The organism is Knoellia terrae (assembly GCF_048606435.1).
GTDB lineage: Bacteria > Actinomycetota > Actinomycetes > Actinomycetales > Dermatophilaceae > Knoellia > Knoellia terrae.
Map to the genome: position 1 here is coordinate 132,676 of NZ_JBMBWH010000003.1, position 13,908 is coordinate 146,583.

General features: G+C 71.8%; 18 protein-coding genes. 13 read left to right on the forward strand and 5 right to left on the reverse strand.

Annotated elements, in window-relative coordinates:
- Positions 1 to 4: 4 nt before the first annotated feature.
- Positions 5 to 190, reverse strand: coding sequence for a DUF5703 family protein (locus ACOJV9_RS05805; protein WP_420184245.1), 186 nt, complete (start codon positions 188 to 190; stop codon positions 5 to 7).
- Positions 191 to 228: 38 nt separating this feature from the next.
- On the opposite strand from ACOJV9_RS05805, the gene ACOJV9_RS05810 reads away from it, so the two are divergent.
- Genes ACOJV9_RS05810 through ACOJV9_RS05820 form a run of 3 tightly spaced genes read left to right on the forward strand, consistent with a single transcriptional unit; the run spans position 229 to position 2,617 of the window.
- Positions 229 to 612 (forward strand): hypothetical protein, encoded by a 384-nt coding sequence (locus ACOJV9_RS05810; protein ID WP_420184246.1) that lies wholly within the window; start codon positions 229 to 231, stop codon positions 610 to 612.
- Between the two features lie 56 nt (positions 613 to 668).
- On the forward strand, positions 669 to 1,742 hold the full coding sequence (locus ACOJV9_RS05815) for an LLM class F420-dependent oxidoreductase (RefSeq protein ID WP_420184247.1): 1,074 nt from the start codon (positions 669 to 671) through the stop codon (positions 1,740 to 1,742).
- Positions 1,739 to 2,617: an undecaprenyl-diphosphate phosphatase gene (locus ACOJV9_RS05820; RefSeq protein ID WP_420184248.1), complete on the forward strand. Its 879-nt coding sequence runs from the start codon at positions 1,739 to 1,741 to the stop codon at positions 2,615 to 2,617. The genes ACOJV9_RS05815 and ACOJV9_RS05820 overlap by 4 nt, the downstream gene beginning before the upstream one ends.
- A gap of 6 nt (positions 2,618 to 2,623) precedes the next feature.
- Here ACOJV9_RS05820 and ACOJV9_RS05825 read toward each other — a convergent pair whose 3' ends face one another.
- Positions 2,624 to 3,607, reverse strand: coding sequence for a magnesium and cobalt transport protein CorA (locus tag ACOJV9_RS05825; protein WP_420184249.1), 984 nt, complete (start codon positions 3,605 to 3,607; stop codon positions 2,624 to 2,626).
- 29 nt (positions 3,608 to 3,636) lie between these two features.
- Here ACOJV9_RS05825 and ACOJV9_RS05830 point away from each other — a divergent pair, with 29 nt between their 5' ends.
- The 8 genes from ACOJV9_RS05830 to mshC are packed head-to-tail and all read left to right on the forward strand — an operon-like array spanning position 3,637 to position 9,465.
- Entirely contained in the window at positions 3,637 to 4,332 is a 696-nt protein-coding gene (locus tag ACOJV9_RS05830; RefSeq protein ID WP_420184250.1) for an MSMEG_4193 family putative phosphomutase, read from the forward strand.
- Positions 4,333 to 4,372: 40 nt separating this feature from the next.
- A complete protein-coding gene (locus ACOJV9_RS05835; RefSeq protein WP_420184251.1) occupies positions 4,373 to 5,065 on the forward strand; it encodes an energy-coupling factor ABC transporter permease in 693 nt (230 codons plus the stop codon).
- Positions 5,062 to 5,394 carry a PDGLE domain-containing protein gene (locus tag ACOJV9_RS05840; RefSeq protein WP_420184252.1) on the forward strand — a complete coding sequence of 111 codons (333 nt, stop codon included), beginning with the start codon at positions 5,062 to 5,064 and terminating at the stop codon, positions 5,392 to 5,394. Before ACOJV9_RS05835 ends, ACOJV9_RS05840 begins: the two co-directional genes overlap by 4 nt.
- 1 nt (position 5,395) lies before the next feature.
- Positions 5,396 to 6,157: a cobalt ECF transporter T component CbiQ gene (gene cbiQ / locus ACOJV9_RS05845; RefSeq protein ID WP_420184253.1), complete on the forward strand. Its 762-nt coding sequence runs from the start codon at positions 5,396 to 5,398 to the stop codon at positions 6,155 to 6,157.
- A complete protein-coding gene (locus ACOJV9_RS05850; protein WP_420184254.1) occupies positions 6,154 to 6,885 on the forward strand; it encodes an energy-coupling factor ABC transporter ATP-binding protein in 732 nt (243 codons plus the stop codon). The genes cbiQ and ACOJV9_RS05850 overlap by 4 nt, the downstream gene beginning before the upstream one ends.
- Before the next feature lie 9 nt (positions 6,886 to 6,894).
- Positions 6,895 to 7,404 carry a DUF3090 domain-containing protein gene (locus ACOJV9_RS05855; protein ID WP_420184255.1) on the forward strand — a complete coding sequence of 170 codons (510 nt, stop codon included), beginning with the start codon at positions 6,895 to 6,897 and terminating at the stop codon, positions 7,402 to 7,404.
- 2 nt (positions 7,405 to 7,406) lie between these two features.
- The gene (locus ACOJV9_RS05860; protein ID WP_420184256.1) at positions 7,407 to 8,198 is read left to right on the forward strand and encodes an SCO1664 family protein; all 792 of its coding nucleotides are present in this window, start codon (positions 7,407 to 7,409) and stop codon (positions 8,196 to 8,198) included.
- A 22-nt stretch (positions 8,199 to 8,220) separates the two neighbouring features.
- Entirely contained in the window at positions 8,221 to 9,465 is a 1,245-nt protein-coding gene (mshC, locus tag ACOJV9_RS05865; RefSeq protein ID WP_420184257.1) for a cysteine--1-D-myo-inosityl 2-amino-2-deoxy-alpha-D-glucopyranoside ligase, read from the forward strand.
- A 29-nt stretch (positions 9,466 to 9,494) separates the two neighbouring features.
- On the opposite strand, the gene ACOJV9_RS05870 is transcribed toward mshC, so the two are convergent.
- Positions 9,495 to 10,340 (reverse strand): PAC2 family protein, encoded by an 846-nt coding sequence (locus tag ACOJV9_RS05870; protein ID WP_420184258.1) that lies wholly within the window; start codon positions 10,338 to 10,340, stop codon positions 9,495 to 9,497.
- Positions 10,341 to 10,388: 48 nt separating this feature from the next.
- On the opposite strand from ACOJV9_RS05870, the gene ACOJV9_RS05875 reads away from it, so the two are divergent.
- Entirely contained in the window at positions 10,389 to 11,096 is a 708-nt protein-coding gene (locus ACOJV9_RS05875; RefSeq protein ID WP_420184259.1) for an HAD family hydrolase, read from the forward strand.
- Here ACOJV9_RS05875 and ACOJV9_RS05880 read toward each other — a convergent pair.
- The gene (locus ACOJV9_RS05880; protein WP_420184260.1) at positions 11,025 to 11,870 is read right to left on the reverse strand and encodes a RecB family exonuclease; all 846 of its coding nucleotides are present in this window, start codon (positions 11,868 to 11,870) and stop codon (positions 11,025 to 11,027) included. The genes ACOJV9_RS05875 and ACOJV9_RS05880 overlap by 72 nt on opposite strands.
- A gap of 81 nt (positions 11,871 to 11,951) precedes the next feature.
- Positions 11,952 to 13,250: an MFS transporter gene (locus tag ACOJV9_RS05885; RefSeq protein WP_420184261.1), complete on the reverse strand. Its 1,299-nt coding sequence runs from the start codon at positions 13,248 to 13,250 to the stop codon at positions 11,952 to 11,954.
- 147 nt (positions 13,251 to 13,397) lie between these two features.
- Between ACOJV9_RS05885 and ACOJV9_RS05890 the strand changes: the two genes are divergently transcribed.
- On the forward strand, positions 13,398 to 13,907 hold the full coding sequence (locus ACOJV9_RS05890; RefSeq protein WP_420184262.1) for a MarR family winged helix-turn-helix transcriptional regulator: 510 nt from the start codon (positions 13,398 to 13,400) through the stop codon (positions 13,905 to 13,907).
- Position 13,908: the final 1 nt, after the last annotated feature.

Genomic DNA, 13,908 nt, shown 5'->3' on the forward strand with positions numbered 1-13,908 from the left:
ACGGTCAGGACGCGCGACGGGCGCGAATGATCTTGCGGCGCAGCCATGCTCGCGTGACGCCACCGATGTAGATCCGCGTGCGGTGCAGCTCCCAGTGGCCGTACTCGGCGTGCTCGGTGAGGGCGCGCCGGATGTCCCCCCGGCGGGTGTCGCGTCCGAACGACAGGACCCGATACTCGTACTCGACCATCGACCCATTGTGGGGTACGACCCGCTACGGTTCTGACCATGAGCGCCGACCCGCGTGCCGCCCTGTCCCTCCTCGTCTCCGCCTTCGAACGCCACCTCGAGGCCTGCTCCGGCCGTCGCGGCGAGGACGACCCGACGGTGGCCGCGGCCTACGACGACCTGCTCGACGCCTTCGAGACCTACGACAACGCGCTCTACGAGGCGTTCGGTGAGATGACCCCGCTCGACGTCTACACCGGCGACGACTCGGACTCGGAGGACGGGGACGACGAGGACGATCTCGACGAGGACGACGACGACGATGGCGGCGTCTACGCCGGCCTGGACGACGAGGACTTCGACGACGACTCCGACGACGAGGACGACGCCGACAGCAGCGGCTCCGCGAACGACGGCGCAGGCAGCACGGACCGCTCGCGCTGACCGGAGGCGGCGACCACCTCGCTGGTGGCCTGCTCGCGTCCCACTACCGTGAGCGCATGCGACTCGCGGTGAACCTCGGCTACATGGGGCTGTCCTCCAGCCAGGACATGCTGACCCTGGCGGTGGAGGCGGACCGCCTCGGCTACGACTCGGCATGGGTCGCCGAGGCCTACGGCAGCGACGCCGTCACCTTCCTCTCCTGGATCGGCGCCAGGACCGAGCGCATCGCCCTCGGGTCGGCCGTCATGCAGATCCCGGCACGCACGCCCGCGATGACGGCAATGACCGCGGCGACCCTGGACCACCTCTCCGGAGGGCGGTTCCGGCTCGGTCTCGGGGTGTCCGGGCCACAGGTGAGCGAGGGCTGGCACGGCGTCCGTTTCGACAAGCCGCTCGGACGCACTCGGGAGTACGTCGAGATCGTGCGCCTGGCGCTGGAGCGCCAACGGCTCGAGTATGCCGGCCAGCACTTCACGCTGCCCCTGCCCGACGGACCGGGCAAGGCCCTCAAGCTCACCATCGCGCCGACGCAGGACCACCTGCCCGTCTACCTCGCCGCGGTCGGCCCGAGGAACCTCGAGCTCACCGGTGAGATCGCCGACGGCTGGCTCGCGATCTTCTTCTCGCCGGAGCACTCCGGTGAGGTCGTCGAGTCGATCGCGGCCGGCCGGCGCGCAGCCGGCCGGGGGACGGACACGCACCCGCTGGAGGGGTTCGACATCGTGCCGACGGTGCCGGTCGTCCTCACCCACGACGTCGAGGCGGGCGCCGCTGCGGTCGCCGCCTACTCGGCGCTCTACATCGGCGGCATGGGCTCGCGGGACAAGAACTTCTACAACCAGCTCGCCTGCCGGATGGGCTTCGAGGAGGAGGCCGCCCGGGTCCAGGAGCTGTTCCTCGCCGGGCAGCACCGCGACGCGGCCGCCGCGGTGCCGGTCGAGTTCATCGACGCGACGGCGCTCATCGGGCCGCCGGAGCGGATCCGTGAACGCGCCGCCCGCTACGCCGCTGCCGGGGTCACGACCCTCGGCGTGTCACCCTTTGCCCTGACTCTCGAGGAGCGGGTCGAGACCCTGCGGGTGATGGCCGACCTCGTCCCGACGACCGTGCAGGAAGCCCCCACCCCATGATCCTTGTCGACGCCCCCGTCGAGCTCAGCTACGTCGAGGCGGTGGTCCTCGGCATCGTCGAGGGCCTCACCGAGTACCTCCCCGTCTCCTCGACGGGGCACCTCACCATCGCCGAGAAGCTGCTCGGGATGCCGGTCGACGCACCGGCGGTCACGGCATACACCGCTCTCATCCAGATCGGCGCGATCCTCGCGACGTTCACGTACTTCGGCAAGAAGATCCTGCGCCTCTTCCTCGCCTGGGTGGCCGGACTGCGCAGCGCCGAAGCCCGGCAGGAGCACGACTACCAGCTGGCCTGGGCGGTGATCGTGGGGTCCCTGCCCGTCGTCGTCACCGCGCTGCTGCTCAAGGAGCTCATCTCGGGGCCGCTCCGCAGCCTCTGGGTGGTCGCCGGTGCCCTCATCCTGTGGAGCGCGGTCATGTGGGTCGCGGAGCGGCGCCACGACGTGCTCGCCTCGCAGGGCGTGCAGCGCGGGGAGGACGCCCTGACGATCAAGGACGGTCTCGTCATCGGCCTGGTGCAGTGCTTCTCGCTCGTCCCCGGCGTCTCCCGCTCGGGCGCGACCATCTCCGCCGGCCTCATGCGGGGCATCGACCGCGTGACCTCGACCGAGCTGTCCTTCTTCCTCGCGATCCCGGCGCTCACCGGGGCCGGGATCTACGAGACGTTCGACAACGTGGACGCTCTCAAGGCCCTCGGCGTCGGCCCCATCCTCACCGGCATGGTCGTCGCGTTCGTCGTCGCCTACGCCTCGATCGCCTGGCTGCTGAGGTTCGTCCAGACGAACTCGCTGGTGTCGTTCATCGCCTACCGCGTCGTGCTCGGCGCGCTCCTGCTCGTCGTGCTGGGCGCCGGCTGGCTCACCGCCACCTGAGCGGCCCTAGAGCCACCTCACCCGCTTGAAGGTCAGCCACAGGCCCGCGCAGACCACGCCCATGAGGGTGAGGACGGCGAAGTAGCCGTAGTGCCAGCGCAGCTCGGGCATGTGGTCGAAGTTCATCCCGTAGATCCCGGCGATCATCGTGGGGACGGCGGCGATGGCGACCCACGCCGAGATCTTGCGCATGTCCGCGTTCTGCTGCACCGAGATCTTGGCGAGGTTGGCGCTGAGCACGTCGCTGAGGAGGCGGTCGTAGCTGTCGATGCGGTCGGCGACGAAGTGCAGGTGGTCGTCGATGTCACGGAAGAGCAGCCGCAGCTCGTCATGGGGCAGCGGGGAGCGGCCGCTGGTGTGCAGCATGCGGAGCGGGACGACGAGCGGGGTGATGGCGCGGCGGAACTCGAGGACCTCCCGCTTGAGCCGGTAGATGACGTCCGAGGAGACGAGGCCGTCGGAGAAGACAGCCTCCTCGATCTCGTCGATGTCACGCGCGAGCTCCACGTCGATGTCGCGGTACTGGTCCACGACCTTGTCGATGATGGCGTGCAGGGCGGCCATCGGGCCGAGTGCCAGCTTCTCGCCGTCCTGCTCGAGCTCCTTCCGCACGCCCGCGAGCGGGCTGAGCTCGCCACGCCGGATGGTGAGGACGAAGTGCTTCCCGACGTGGACCATGAGCTCGCCGGTCTCGACGTCGGACGTCTCCTCGATGTAGCTCAGCGTCTTGAGGACGACGAAGACGTCCGTGCCGTACGGCTCGATCTTGGCGCGCTGGCGACCCATGACGGCATCCTCGAGCGCGAGCCGGTGCAGTCCCAGCCCGAGCTCGTCGTTGACGTTCTCGAGCTCCGCCATCGAGGGGTTCTTCAGCCCGATCCACAGGAAGTCGTCGGCGGCGCCGGAGGCCCTCATGGCGTCGAGCTCGTCACTGAGGTCGCCACACGAGGTGCGGACGCCGTCACGGTAGAGGGCCTTGTCGACGATCACGCGCGCCATTGTTGCCTACAGTGGGCGCCGTGGCTCTGCTTCTGCTCGTCCGGCACGGACACTCGACCGCGAACGCCGGCGCGGTCCTCGCCGGCTGGAGCGAGGGCGTCGGTCTGACCGACCGGGGACGCGACGAGGTGTCCCGCCTCGCAGGCCGCCTCACGGACGTGCCCGTCGCCCGGCTCGTGACGAGTCCCCTGCAGCGATGCCGCGAGACCGCCGACCTGCTGCTCCCCGGGTCCACGGCCGAGGTGGTCGACGACCTGGGGGAGTGCCACTACGGCGCCTGGACCGGCCGGCCGATCGCCGAGCTCACCTCGGACCCCCTCTGGCGCACCGTGCAGGACGACCCGGCGTCCGCGCGCTTCCCCGACAGCGACCGCTACGCCGCCGAGTCCCTCAGCGAGATGTCCGAGCGCATCGTCGACGCGATCGTGCGCATCGACGCGGAGGTCGAGGCCGAGCGCGGTCCGGAGGCCGTGTGGGTGGCCGTGAGCCACGGCGACCCGATCAAGGCGGTGCTCGCCGACGCGGTGGGGGCCGGCCTGGCCGGGCTGCAACGGGTCCACGTCGACCCGGCGTCGGTCTCGCTCGTGCGGCGCACCCGGGACCGGGCGATGGTCCTGGCCGTGAACTCGGCCGGCGACGCGCTCCGCCACGGGCTGACGACCGTTCCCGCGACCGTTCCCGTGGGCGACGCCACCGTCGGGGGCGGCACCGGCTAGAGTCGTTGTTGCACACGATTCGCAACAACGGAGGCGCGGCATGCATGTCCCGGACGGGTTCCTCGACGCTCCGACGTCGCTCGCCACGGCCGTCGTGGCGGCGAGTGGCGTCGCCCTCGCGTTGCGCCGGGCACGGGCCGAGCTCGACGACCGCACCGCACCGCTCGCCGGACTCGTCGCCGTGTTCGTCTTCGCCGCCCAGATGCTCAACTTCCCGGTGGGGGCGGGGACGTCGGGTCACCTCCTCGGTGGGACGCTCGCCGCGGTGCTCGTCGGGCCGTGGACCGCGACCCTGTGCCTCACCGTCGTCCTCACGGTCCAGGCGCTGCTCTTCGCCGACGGCGGCATCACCGCCCTCGGCACCAACGTCACCCTGATGGGCGTCGTCGGCGTGTGGTCCGGCTGGCTGGTCTTCGTCGGACTGCGCCGGGTGCTCCGCTCGGCGGGGCCCTCGGCGGTGCCCGCGATGGCCGGCGTCGCGGGGTTCCTCTCGGTGCCCGCGACGGCGCTGGCGTTCACCGCCCTGTATGCCGTGGGCGGACGAGCGCCCATCCCGCTCGACACGCTCGTGGCGACGATGCTCGGCTGGCACACCCTCATCGGGGTCGGTGAGGGCGTCATCACCCTGCTGGCCGTCGGCAGCATCATCGCCACGCGGCCCGACCTCGTCCACGGGGCCCGGGGCCTCACCGCCGCGCGACCCCTCGAGATCCGCACGGGGGCCGCGGCGTGAGCGCCCCCACCCGGCAGCGCGTCTCGACCTCCCGGCTCGTCGTCGCCGGCCTCGGCATCTGTGTCCTCCTCGCCGGGGTCGTCTCGGTGTGGGCCTCGGCCAACCCGGACGGCCTGGAGTTCGTCGCGGAGCGGCTCGGTTTCGGGGGCACCGCGGGCGAGCACGCCGCCGCCGACTCGCCGCTGGCCGACTACGGCACCGCCGGTGTCGACAACCCCCGGCTGTCGGGCGGGCTGGCCGGCGTCATCGGTGTCGCCGTGGTCGCGGTCGTCGCCTTCGGCCTGATGCACCTCCTGCGTCGTCGCGGCGACGCCGGCGACGACGACTGACGTGGGTGGTGAGCTCAGTCCCCACCTGCACGTCGAGGGGACCTCGGTCGTCCACCGGCTCCCGGCCCACACCAAGCTCGTCGGCCTCGTCGTGTTCGTGCTCCTCGTCGTCGCGATGCCGCGAGACGCCCACGACCACCGGGGCGCCATGCTGGCCGTCGCCCTCGCCGTCGTCGTGGCGACCCGCGTGCCGTGGCGCCACGTGCTTCCCCGGCTCGCCGTGGAGACGCCGTTCGTCGTCTTCGCGCTGGTGCTGCCGTTCGTCGCCGTCGGCCCACGGATGCAGGCGGGGCCGTTCACCGTCTCGCGCGACGGTGTCGAGGCAGGGGTGGCGCTCCTGCTCACCGCGACGACCAGCGTCCTCATGGCGGTGGCCTTCGCGACGACCACGTCGAGCCGCGACCTCGTCCGTGCCCTGCAGGAGCTCGGTGTCCCCGACCGGCTCGTCCAGATCCTCGCCTTCATGGTCCGCTACCTCGGGGTGGTCGGGTCACAGGCGCAACGGATGAAGGTGGCCCGGGAGTCGCGGGCCTTCGCGCCTCGCAGCGTGCGGTCCTGGCCGGTTCTCGCGTCGAGTGCCGGCGCCCTGTTCATCCGCAGCTACGAGCGGGGTGAGCGGGTCCACCTCGCGATGCTGTCGCGCGGCTACACCGGCCGGATGCCCGTGACCGACCCGCTCCGCGCCTCGGCCGCCGACTGGGCCGTCGCGCTCGTGCCGGCGATGCTTGCCGTGGCAGCCCTCGTCCTGGGGCGCCTCGGATGAGCATCCCCGTCCTCGAGGTGGCGGGACTCGCCTTCGCCTACCCCGACGGCCACCAGGCCCTCTTCGGCGTGGACCTGCACATCCACCGTGGCGAGCGGGTGGCCCTGCTCGGGCCCAACGGCGCGGGGAAGACGACCCTCGTCCTGCACCTCAACGGGATCCTCGAGGCAGGGGCCGGGACGGTGTCCGTCTCCGGCCTCGCGGTCACCCCGGCCAACCACCTCGAGATCCGTCGCCGGGTGGGCATCGTCTTCCAGGACCCCGACGACCAGCTCTTCATGCCGACGGTGAGGGACGACGTCGCGTTCGGCCCGGCGAACCTCGGGCTGCGCGGCGACGACCTGGCGGCCCGCGTGGACGCCGCACTCAGCGCCGTCGACATGACGGCATACGCCGACCGGCCGCCGCACCACCTCTCGTTCGGCCAACGGCGCCGGGTCGCGATCGCGACGGTGCTCGCCATGGAGCCGGAGATCCTCGTCCTCGACGAGCCGTCGTCGAACCTCGACCCGACGTCGCGCCGGGAGCTGGGGGAGCTCATCACCTCGCTGGACGTCACCGTGCTCATGGTCACGCACGACCTGCCGTTCGCCCTCGAGCTCTGCGAGCGGTCGGTGGTGCTGTCTGACGGCGTCGTCGTGGCCGACGGCCCGACCCGCGGGCTGCTGGCCGATGCACCGCTGCTCCGCAGCCACCGCCTCGAGCTCCCGTGGGGCTTCACGGGTTAGTCTGCGCGCATGGCGATCAGTGACTTCGACCCGCCAGAGCGCTTCGTCGCCGGCACCGTGGGCCCTCCCGGGGGCCGCACCTTCTTCCTCCAGGCCCGTGGCGGTGGCCGCCTGGTGTCCGTGTCGATCGAGAAGGTGCAGGTGAGCATCCTCGCCGAGCGCATCTCCGACCTGCTCGACACCGTCGGTGGGCCCGAGGGCTCCGAGGCCGTGGCGGAGCACCACACCGACTCCGAGGCGCTCGAGACCCCGATCGAGGACGAGTTCCGGGTCGACACCGTCAGCCTGGCCTGGGACGAGGACCGCTCGAGCGTCGTCATCGAGTGCCACGACCGTGACCCGGAGGAGGAGACCCCGGCTGACTCCGTCCGGGTGGTTCTCGACCCGACCAGCGCCCGGGCCTTCGCCCGCCGATGCCTGGCCATCGTCGCGGCCGGTCGCCCGCCCTGCCCGTTCTGCGGGCAGCCGCTCGACCCCGAGGGGCACATCTGCCCCCGGTCCAACGGCTACAAGCGCTAGCCATGGGCACCGAGGTCGAGGACCTCCTCGCCCTCGGCGAGGTCGAGCTGCTGGGCCGCATCGTCGACTCGTCCAACGGAGCCGTCCTCGTCCGCGTCACGCGCGACGATCACTCGCGGCTCGCGATCCACAAGCCGGTCGCCCTCGAGCGGCCGCTGTGGGACTACCCCGACGGCACGCTCGCGGGTCGTGAGCGGGCGGCATACCTCGTGAGCGAGGCCGGCGGGTTCGGCATCGTGCCGCCGACCGTCCTCCACGACGGGCCCTGGGGCCCGGCCTCCAGCCAGGAGTGGATCGGCGACCCCGAGACGCCCGCCGAGCTCGTCGTCGACGTGGTCGCCCCTGACGCCGTCCCGGACGGGTGGCGCGAGGTGCTGCGCGGGGAGACGCCGGACGGGCAGGAGGTCGTCGTGGCGCACTCCGTCGAGCCGGAGGTGCGGACCGCGGCCGTCTACGACGCGCTGATCAACAACTCCGACCGCAAGGGCAGCCACCTTCTCCGGGTCGCCGGTGGACTCTGGGGCGTGGACCACGGGGTGAGTCTCAGCGTCGAGCCCAAGCTGAGGACCGTCCTCTGGGGCTGGGCCGGTCAGGAGCTGGATCCCGACGACGTCGCGCGCGTCGAGCGGGTCCGCACCGCCCTGCGCGACGGCGACCTGGTGCGCCGTCTCGACGGGCTCCTCACCGACGACGAGGTGAGCGCTCTGGACCGGCGGGCCGAGCACCTCGTCGCCGAGCGACGGCACCCACGTCCGACACCCGGCTGGCCGGCCATCCCGTGGCCGGCCATGTGAGGGACCGCCGTAGGCTGCGTCAGTGATCTCGTGGCCTCCTCCGTTCCTGCCCGCCATCCCACCGGGCGGCGCCGGCCTCCGGCTCCACGACACCAGCACCGGGCAGCTGCAGGACGTCACCCCGGGCCCCGTCGCCCGGCTCTACGTGTGCGGCATCACGCCCTACGACGCCACTCACCTCGGTCACGCCGCGACCTACGTCGCCTTCGACCTCGTGGGCCGGGTGCTGCGCGACAACGGTCACGAGGTGCATTACACCCAGAACGTCACCGACATCGACGACCCGCTGCTGGAGCGGGCGAAGCGCGACGGCATCGACTGGCGTGACCTGGCCGTCACCGAGGCCGACCTCTTCCGCGAGGACATGACCGCGCTGCAGGTGATCCCTCCCCAGGACTACGTCGGGGTCGTCGAGGCCATGCCGACCATCGCGGAGCTGGTGCTGCGCACGGTAGCGAGCGGAGCGGCATACGAGGTGTCGAACGACGACGCCGACGGTCCGGACCTCTACGTCGACCTCGCTGCGGTGACCGGCTTCGGGCAGGTGTCCGGCTGGTCGCGCGACCAGATGCTCGCCGTCTTCGCCGACCGTGGGGGAGACCCCGACCGTCCCGGGAAGCGCGACGCCCTGGACCCGCTGCTCTGGCGCGCCGCCCGCGTCGGCGAGCCGTCGTGGGAGTTCCCGGGACTCCCCACCGGCCGGCCCGGGTGGCACGTGGAGTGCACCGCGATCGCCCTGGACCGGCTCGACGTGCCGATCGACGTCAACGGCGGCGGCTCGGACCTCGTCTTCCCGCACCACGAGATGACCGTCGCCCAGGCGAGCGCGATCGGGGTCGAGGACTACGCCCGGGTGCACGCGCACGCCGGCATGGTGGGGCTGGACGGGCACAAGATGAGCAAGTCGCGCGGCAACCTCGTCCTCGTCTCCGCGCTGCGCGAGGAGGGGGTCGACCCGATGGCCATCCGTCTGGTGCTGCTCGCGCAGCACTACCGCTCCGACTGGGACTACACCCCGGACCTGCTTGCCGCCGCGCAGGCCCGGCTGGGCCACTGGCGGGAGTCGCTGTCGGTCAACGCGGCACCACCCGCAGAGGGCACCGTCGCGGCCGTCCGTGCCGCGCTCGCCGACGACCTCGACGCACCCGCCGCGCTGGCCGCGGTCGACGCCTGGGCCGACCTCACACTGTCCGCCGGAGGCAGCGACGCCTCGGCTCCGGGACTGCTCGCCCGGACGCTGGACGCCCTGCTCGGCGTACGGGTCTGAGCCGGGGCGGGCCCACGTCCCGCCCGTCGTCAGTCCTCGGTGCCCCGCTTGCGCAGGTAGCGCTCGAACTCCTTGGCGATCGCGTCACCGCTGGCCTCGGGCAGCTCGGCGGTGTCCTGTGCCTCCTCGAGCGACTCGACGTACTCGGCCACCTCGGTGTCCTCCGACGCGAGCGCGTCCAGACCGACCTCCCACGCGCGCGCGTCGTCATCGAGGCTGCCGTGGTCGATGGTCCCGTCGAGCAGGTCCTCGAGCCGCGACAGGATGGCGCGGCTCGCCTTGGGCGAGGGAGTGTGGTGCGCATAGTGGGGCACCGCAGCCCAGACCGAGATGGACCCGACACCGACCTGCACCGCGGCGTCGGCGATGACCCCGACGATGCCCGTCGGGCCCTCGTAGGTGCTTGCCTCGAGGTCGTGCCGGTGGCGCGTGTCCTCGTTGTCGGAGGTCGCCGTGACCTGGATCGGCCTCGTGTGGGCGACGTCCGCCAGCAGGGCCCCGAGGGTGATGACCGTCGTGACGTCGGCGGCCTGCGCGATCTCCATGAGCTCGATCGCGAAGGCCCGCCACCGGAAGGACGGCTCGACGCCCTGCACGAGGATCACGTCGCGCCCGATCGGCGTGTCGGTGGCGACGAGGATGCGCGTGGTGCGCCAGCTGATCCGACGCCGTCCGCCCTCGGAGATGACCCGCGGCCGGTTCACCTGGAAGTCGTAGTAGTCCTCGGGGTCGAGGGCCGCGACCGGCTCGGCGTCCCAGAGCTCCGCGAGGTGCTCGATGACACCACTGGCCGCCTCGCCGGCGTCATTCCAGCCCTCGAACGCCGCGATCATGACGGCGTTCTCCATCTCGGGCAGGTCGTCGAGCTCGATCAACGCGTCCTCCTCGTGGGTACGGCTCCACCCTATTCGTAGACTCGGCCCATGACGTTGCCTGCTGCCGTGCTCTGGGACATGGACGGGACGCTCGTCGACACCGAGCCGTACTGGATCTCGGCCGAGCACGCCATCGTCGAGGAGCACGGCGGGGTGTGGTCCGACGAGTACGCGCACCAGCTCGTCGGCAACGACCTCATGGTGAGCGCGGAGTTCATCCGCGACAACTCGCCGATCACGTGGGAGCCCGAGCGCATCATCGACGAGCTCCTCGTGCGGGTGACCGCCCAGGTGCGCGAGCACGTGCCGTGGCGGCCGGGCGCCAGGGAGCTGCTCGCTGCGCTCGTCGAGGCCGGGGTCCCCAACGCGCTGGTGACGATGTCATGGCGCTCGCTGGCGGCGGCGGTCGTCGAAGCGCTGCCCGAGGACACCTTCACTGCCATCGTCACGGGTGACGAGGTGAAGCACGGCAAGCCGCACCCCGAGCCCTACCTCGCTGCCGCACGCCTGCTCGGCGTCGAGGCACGCGACTGCATCGCCATCGAGGACTCCCCGACCGGGGTCAGGTCGGCCGTCGCCGCCGGGGTGCCGACGATCGCCGTCCCCCACGTCGTGCCCGTCCCGCTGACGCGGGGCGCCGTCCAGCTGGCGAGTCTGCGCGGCCTCACGCCGCAGGACCTGGTGTCAGTCGTCGCCGACGAGCGCCTCGCCCGTGACGCGCGGGTCGAGGACGAGGCGCCCCGCGTCGGCGGGTAGCGGCGGGGGAGTGCCGCCCCACTCGGGGCACAGCTCCTTGAAGTCGCACCAGTCGCACAGCTTCGACACCCGGGGTCGCCAGTCACCCGTGTCGCTGGCTCGCACGATCGCGTCCCACACCGCCCGGACATTGCGCTCCAGTCCGAGCAGGTCGTGCTCGTCCGGCTCGTAGCGGACTATCTCGCCGTTGCCGAGGTAGACGAGCTGCAGCTGCTTGGGGATGGTGCCGCGCTGACGCCACAGGACGAGCGCGTAGAACTTCATCTGGAAGAGCGCCTTGCCCTCGAACGCCTCCCGCGGCGACCTGCCCGTCTTGTAGTCGACGACGCGCATCGCCCCGTCCGGCGCAATGTCCAGCCGGTCGACGTAGCCGCGCAGGGTGAGACCGTCGACCTCGGTCTCGACGTAGAGCTCACGCTCGGCCGGCTCGAGCCACTGGGGGTTCTCGAGGGTGAACCAGCGCTCGACGAGGGCGCCGGCAGCAGCGAACCAGCCGTCCTCGTCGAGGCTCTCGTCGTCCTCGATCATCGTCGCGAGCTCGGGGCGCTCCTCGACCAGGCTGGCCCAGCGCGGCTGGAGCAGGGCGAGGGCGGCCTCGGGGGTGCGCTCCGCCGCGGGGAGCTCGAAGAGGTGCTCGAGCACCTCGTGCACGAGGGTGCCGCGGGCGGCCGCCGGGGACGGGGGGCCGTCGAGCTTGTCGATCGTCCGGAACCGGAACAGCAGCGGGCACTGCTTGAAGTCCGCTGCGCGGCTCGGGGACAGGGCGGGAACCATGACTAACACCGTATGCCGTCCCGCCGACACCCCTGCCCACCCGGCCCGTCGCCGCAGGCCGGCGATGCGGCCGGTGGTCGGCTAGGCAGCGAGGACCGGGTCACCGCCGTCGCGGCGAGAGGCGCGCCATCCCTCGTCGCCGGCGTCCGTCGTGGCCGGCTGCGCCGCCTCCCGACGAAGGGCTCCGCGCAGGCGCCACGCGGCATACACCGCAAGGCAGCTGATCGCGAGGTGGAGCCCGAGGAAGCCGTTCGCCAGACCGGCACCCAGCAGCACGCCGGCGACGAGCGGGCCCAGCGCGGAGAAGGTCGTCTGCAGGGCCCCGAAGATCCCCAGGGTCTGGCCCACCATGCCGCGGGGTGCGAGCGAAGCGGTGAGCGGGTTGAGGACCGGGCTGTACATCGTCTCGCCGACGGCGAAGATGCCGTAGGTCGTGACGAAGAGGGCAGAGGCGACGCCCGGGGCGAGCTGGGCGAAGGACAGGACGACCCACGAGAGCACCCAGATCGCACCGACGGCCATGAGCAGGGTCGGCGCGCTGCGGTGCGCGGTGAGGCGGACCACGACGACCTGGAGAGCGACGATGACGACGGCGTTGACCGCCGCAGCAGTGCCGATCGCGGCGGTGTCGATGTCGAGGACCGTGAGGCCGTAGGCGGGGAGCCCCGACTCGAACTGGGCGTAGAAGCCGAGCGCCAGGGTCACCGTGACCACCGCCGTCCAGCGCAGCGCCGGACTGGCGAAGACCAGCCGGAGCGACTCGCGCGGGCTCGCCGGCACGGAGACGTCGGTGACGATGTCGCTGCCCGGGTGGACGCCCGCGCCGCGGCCCGCGAGCCCGATGATGAGGGACGAGATCCCGAAGCCGGCTGCGGCGGTGAGGAACCCGACGTCGAGCCCCTGAGGGTCGCGGAGGTCGACGAGGTGGCCGGCGATGTAGGCACCGGCCGCCATCCCCAGGGCCTCGCCGGTGAACTTGTACGCGAAGGTCCGGCGGCGGTCGGCCGTGGACACCCAACGCAGGACGAGGACCTGCTTGGCCGGGACGGCCGCGGTCAGCCCGAGACCGAAGACGAACATGCCCGCGAGGAACGCGGTGGGGGAGTCGGCGAAGACCAGGGCGCCCACGCCGAGCGCACCGACGAGCTGGGACAGCACGGCGACCTTCACCGGGTCGAACCGGTCACTGAGGCGCCCGGCGACGGGGGCAGCCACGAGCGCACCGACCGAGAAGAGGGACGACGCTGCGGCCGCGGCGAGGGCGCCCCACCCACGGGTGTCGGCGGCATACGCGTACTGGTAGGGCAGCACGGCTCCCCATCCGAGCATGCCGATGGACGAGGCGAGGACGAGCAGCATGGCGCGCACGGCGAGGAGCACCTTTCCGGTGTGGGGTGTTGGGGTGTGGGGCAGACCCCGAACCGCACCGGACCGGGACCACGACTCGGCTTCGATGCCGAAGAGTTCGAACCCGAACGTTCGATATCGAAAGGTTAGCATTCGAACAACGCATGCGACACTCGGGACATGCCCCGACGACAGAGGTCCGCCGCGCAGCAGCACCGTGACGCCGTCGCGGCCTACGTCGCAGCCGGTGGTGAGGAGTCGGTGCAGCGCGTGATCACAGCGCTCTACGGAGTGACGAAGAAGCTCGACCAGTGGTACGCGCGCCAGCTCGCCGACCTCGACCTCACCCAGGGCGAGTGGGCCGTCATCGCCTCGCTCGCGAAGGCGGGGGAGTCGTGCCTGACCCCGAGCCAGCTCGCCGAGCTCACCAGCGTCGCACCGTCCTCGATGACGCACCGCCTCGACAAGATGGTCCAGCGAGGGCTGGTCGAGCGCCGTCCAGACGCGCAGAACCGCACACGCACCCTCGTCTCGCTGACCCACGACGGCTGGGAGCTGTTCACGTCGTCGGTCCGCGAGGCGGACGTCGTCGAGAGCGACGTCCTGCGCGGACTCGACGCCCGGGAGCGCGGCGAGCTCGCCCGCCTCCTGGAGGAGGTCATCGCCGAGCTCGACGACGTCGAGGCCTGAG

Bases quoted from the DNA above. Each gene is read 5' to 3' on its own strand.
- ACOJV9_RS05850 (WP_420184254.1), top strand. From the start codon at position 6,154: ATGAGCATCCCCGTCCTCGAGGTGGCGGGACTCGCCTTCGCCTACCCC.
- ACOJV9_RS05835 (WP_420184251.1), top strand. From the start codon at position 4,373: ATGCATGTCCCGGACGGGTTCCTCGACGCTCCGACGTCGCTCGCCACG.
- ACOJV9_RS05820 (WP_420184248.1), top strand. From the start codon at position 1,739: ATGATCCTTGTCGACGCCCCCGTCGAGCTCAGCTACGTCGAGGCGGTG.
- ACOJV9_RS05880 (WP_420184260.1), bottom strand. From the start codon at position 11,870: ATGGTTCCCGCCCTGTCCCCGAGCCGCGCAGCGGACTTCAAGCAGTGC.
- ACOJV9_RS05875 (WP_420184259.1), top strand. From the start codon at position 10,389: ATGACGTTGCCTGCTGCCGTGCTCTGGGACATGGACGGGACGCTCGTC.
- ACOJV9_RS05890 (WP_420184262.1), top strand. From the start codon at position 13,398: ATGCCCCGACGACAGAGGTCCGCCGCGCAGCAGCACCGTGACGCCGTC.
- ACOJV9_RS05805 (WP_420184245.1), bottom strand. From the start codon at position 190: ATGGTCGAGTACGAGTATCGGGTCCTGTCGTTCGGACGCGACACCCGC.
- ACOJV9_RS05810 (WP_420184246.1), top strand. From the start codon at position 229: ATGAGCGCCGACCCGCGTGCCGCCCTGTCCCTCCTCGTCTCCGCCTTC.
- ACOJV9_RS05855 (WP_420184255.1), top strand. From the start codon at position 6,895: ATGGCGATCAGTGACTTCGACCCGCCAGAGCGCTTCGTCGCCGGCACC.
- ACOJV9_RS05860 (WP_420184256.1), top strand. From the start codon at position 7,407: ATGGGCACCGAGGTCGAGGACCTCCTCGCCCTCGGCGAGGTCGAGCTG.
- ACOJV9_RS05815 (WP_420184247.1), top strand. From the start codon at position 669: ATGCGACTCGCGGTGAACCTCGGCTACATGGGGCTGTCCTCCAGCCAG.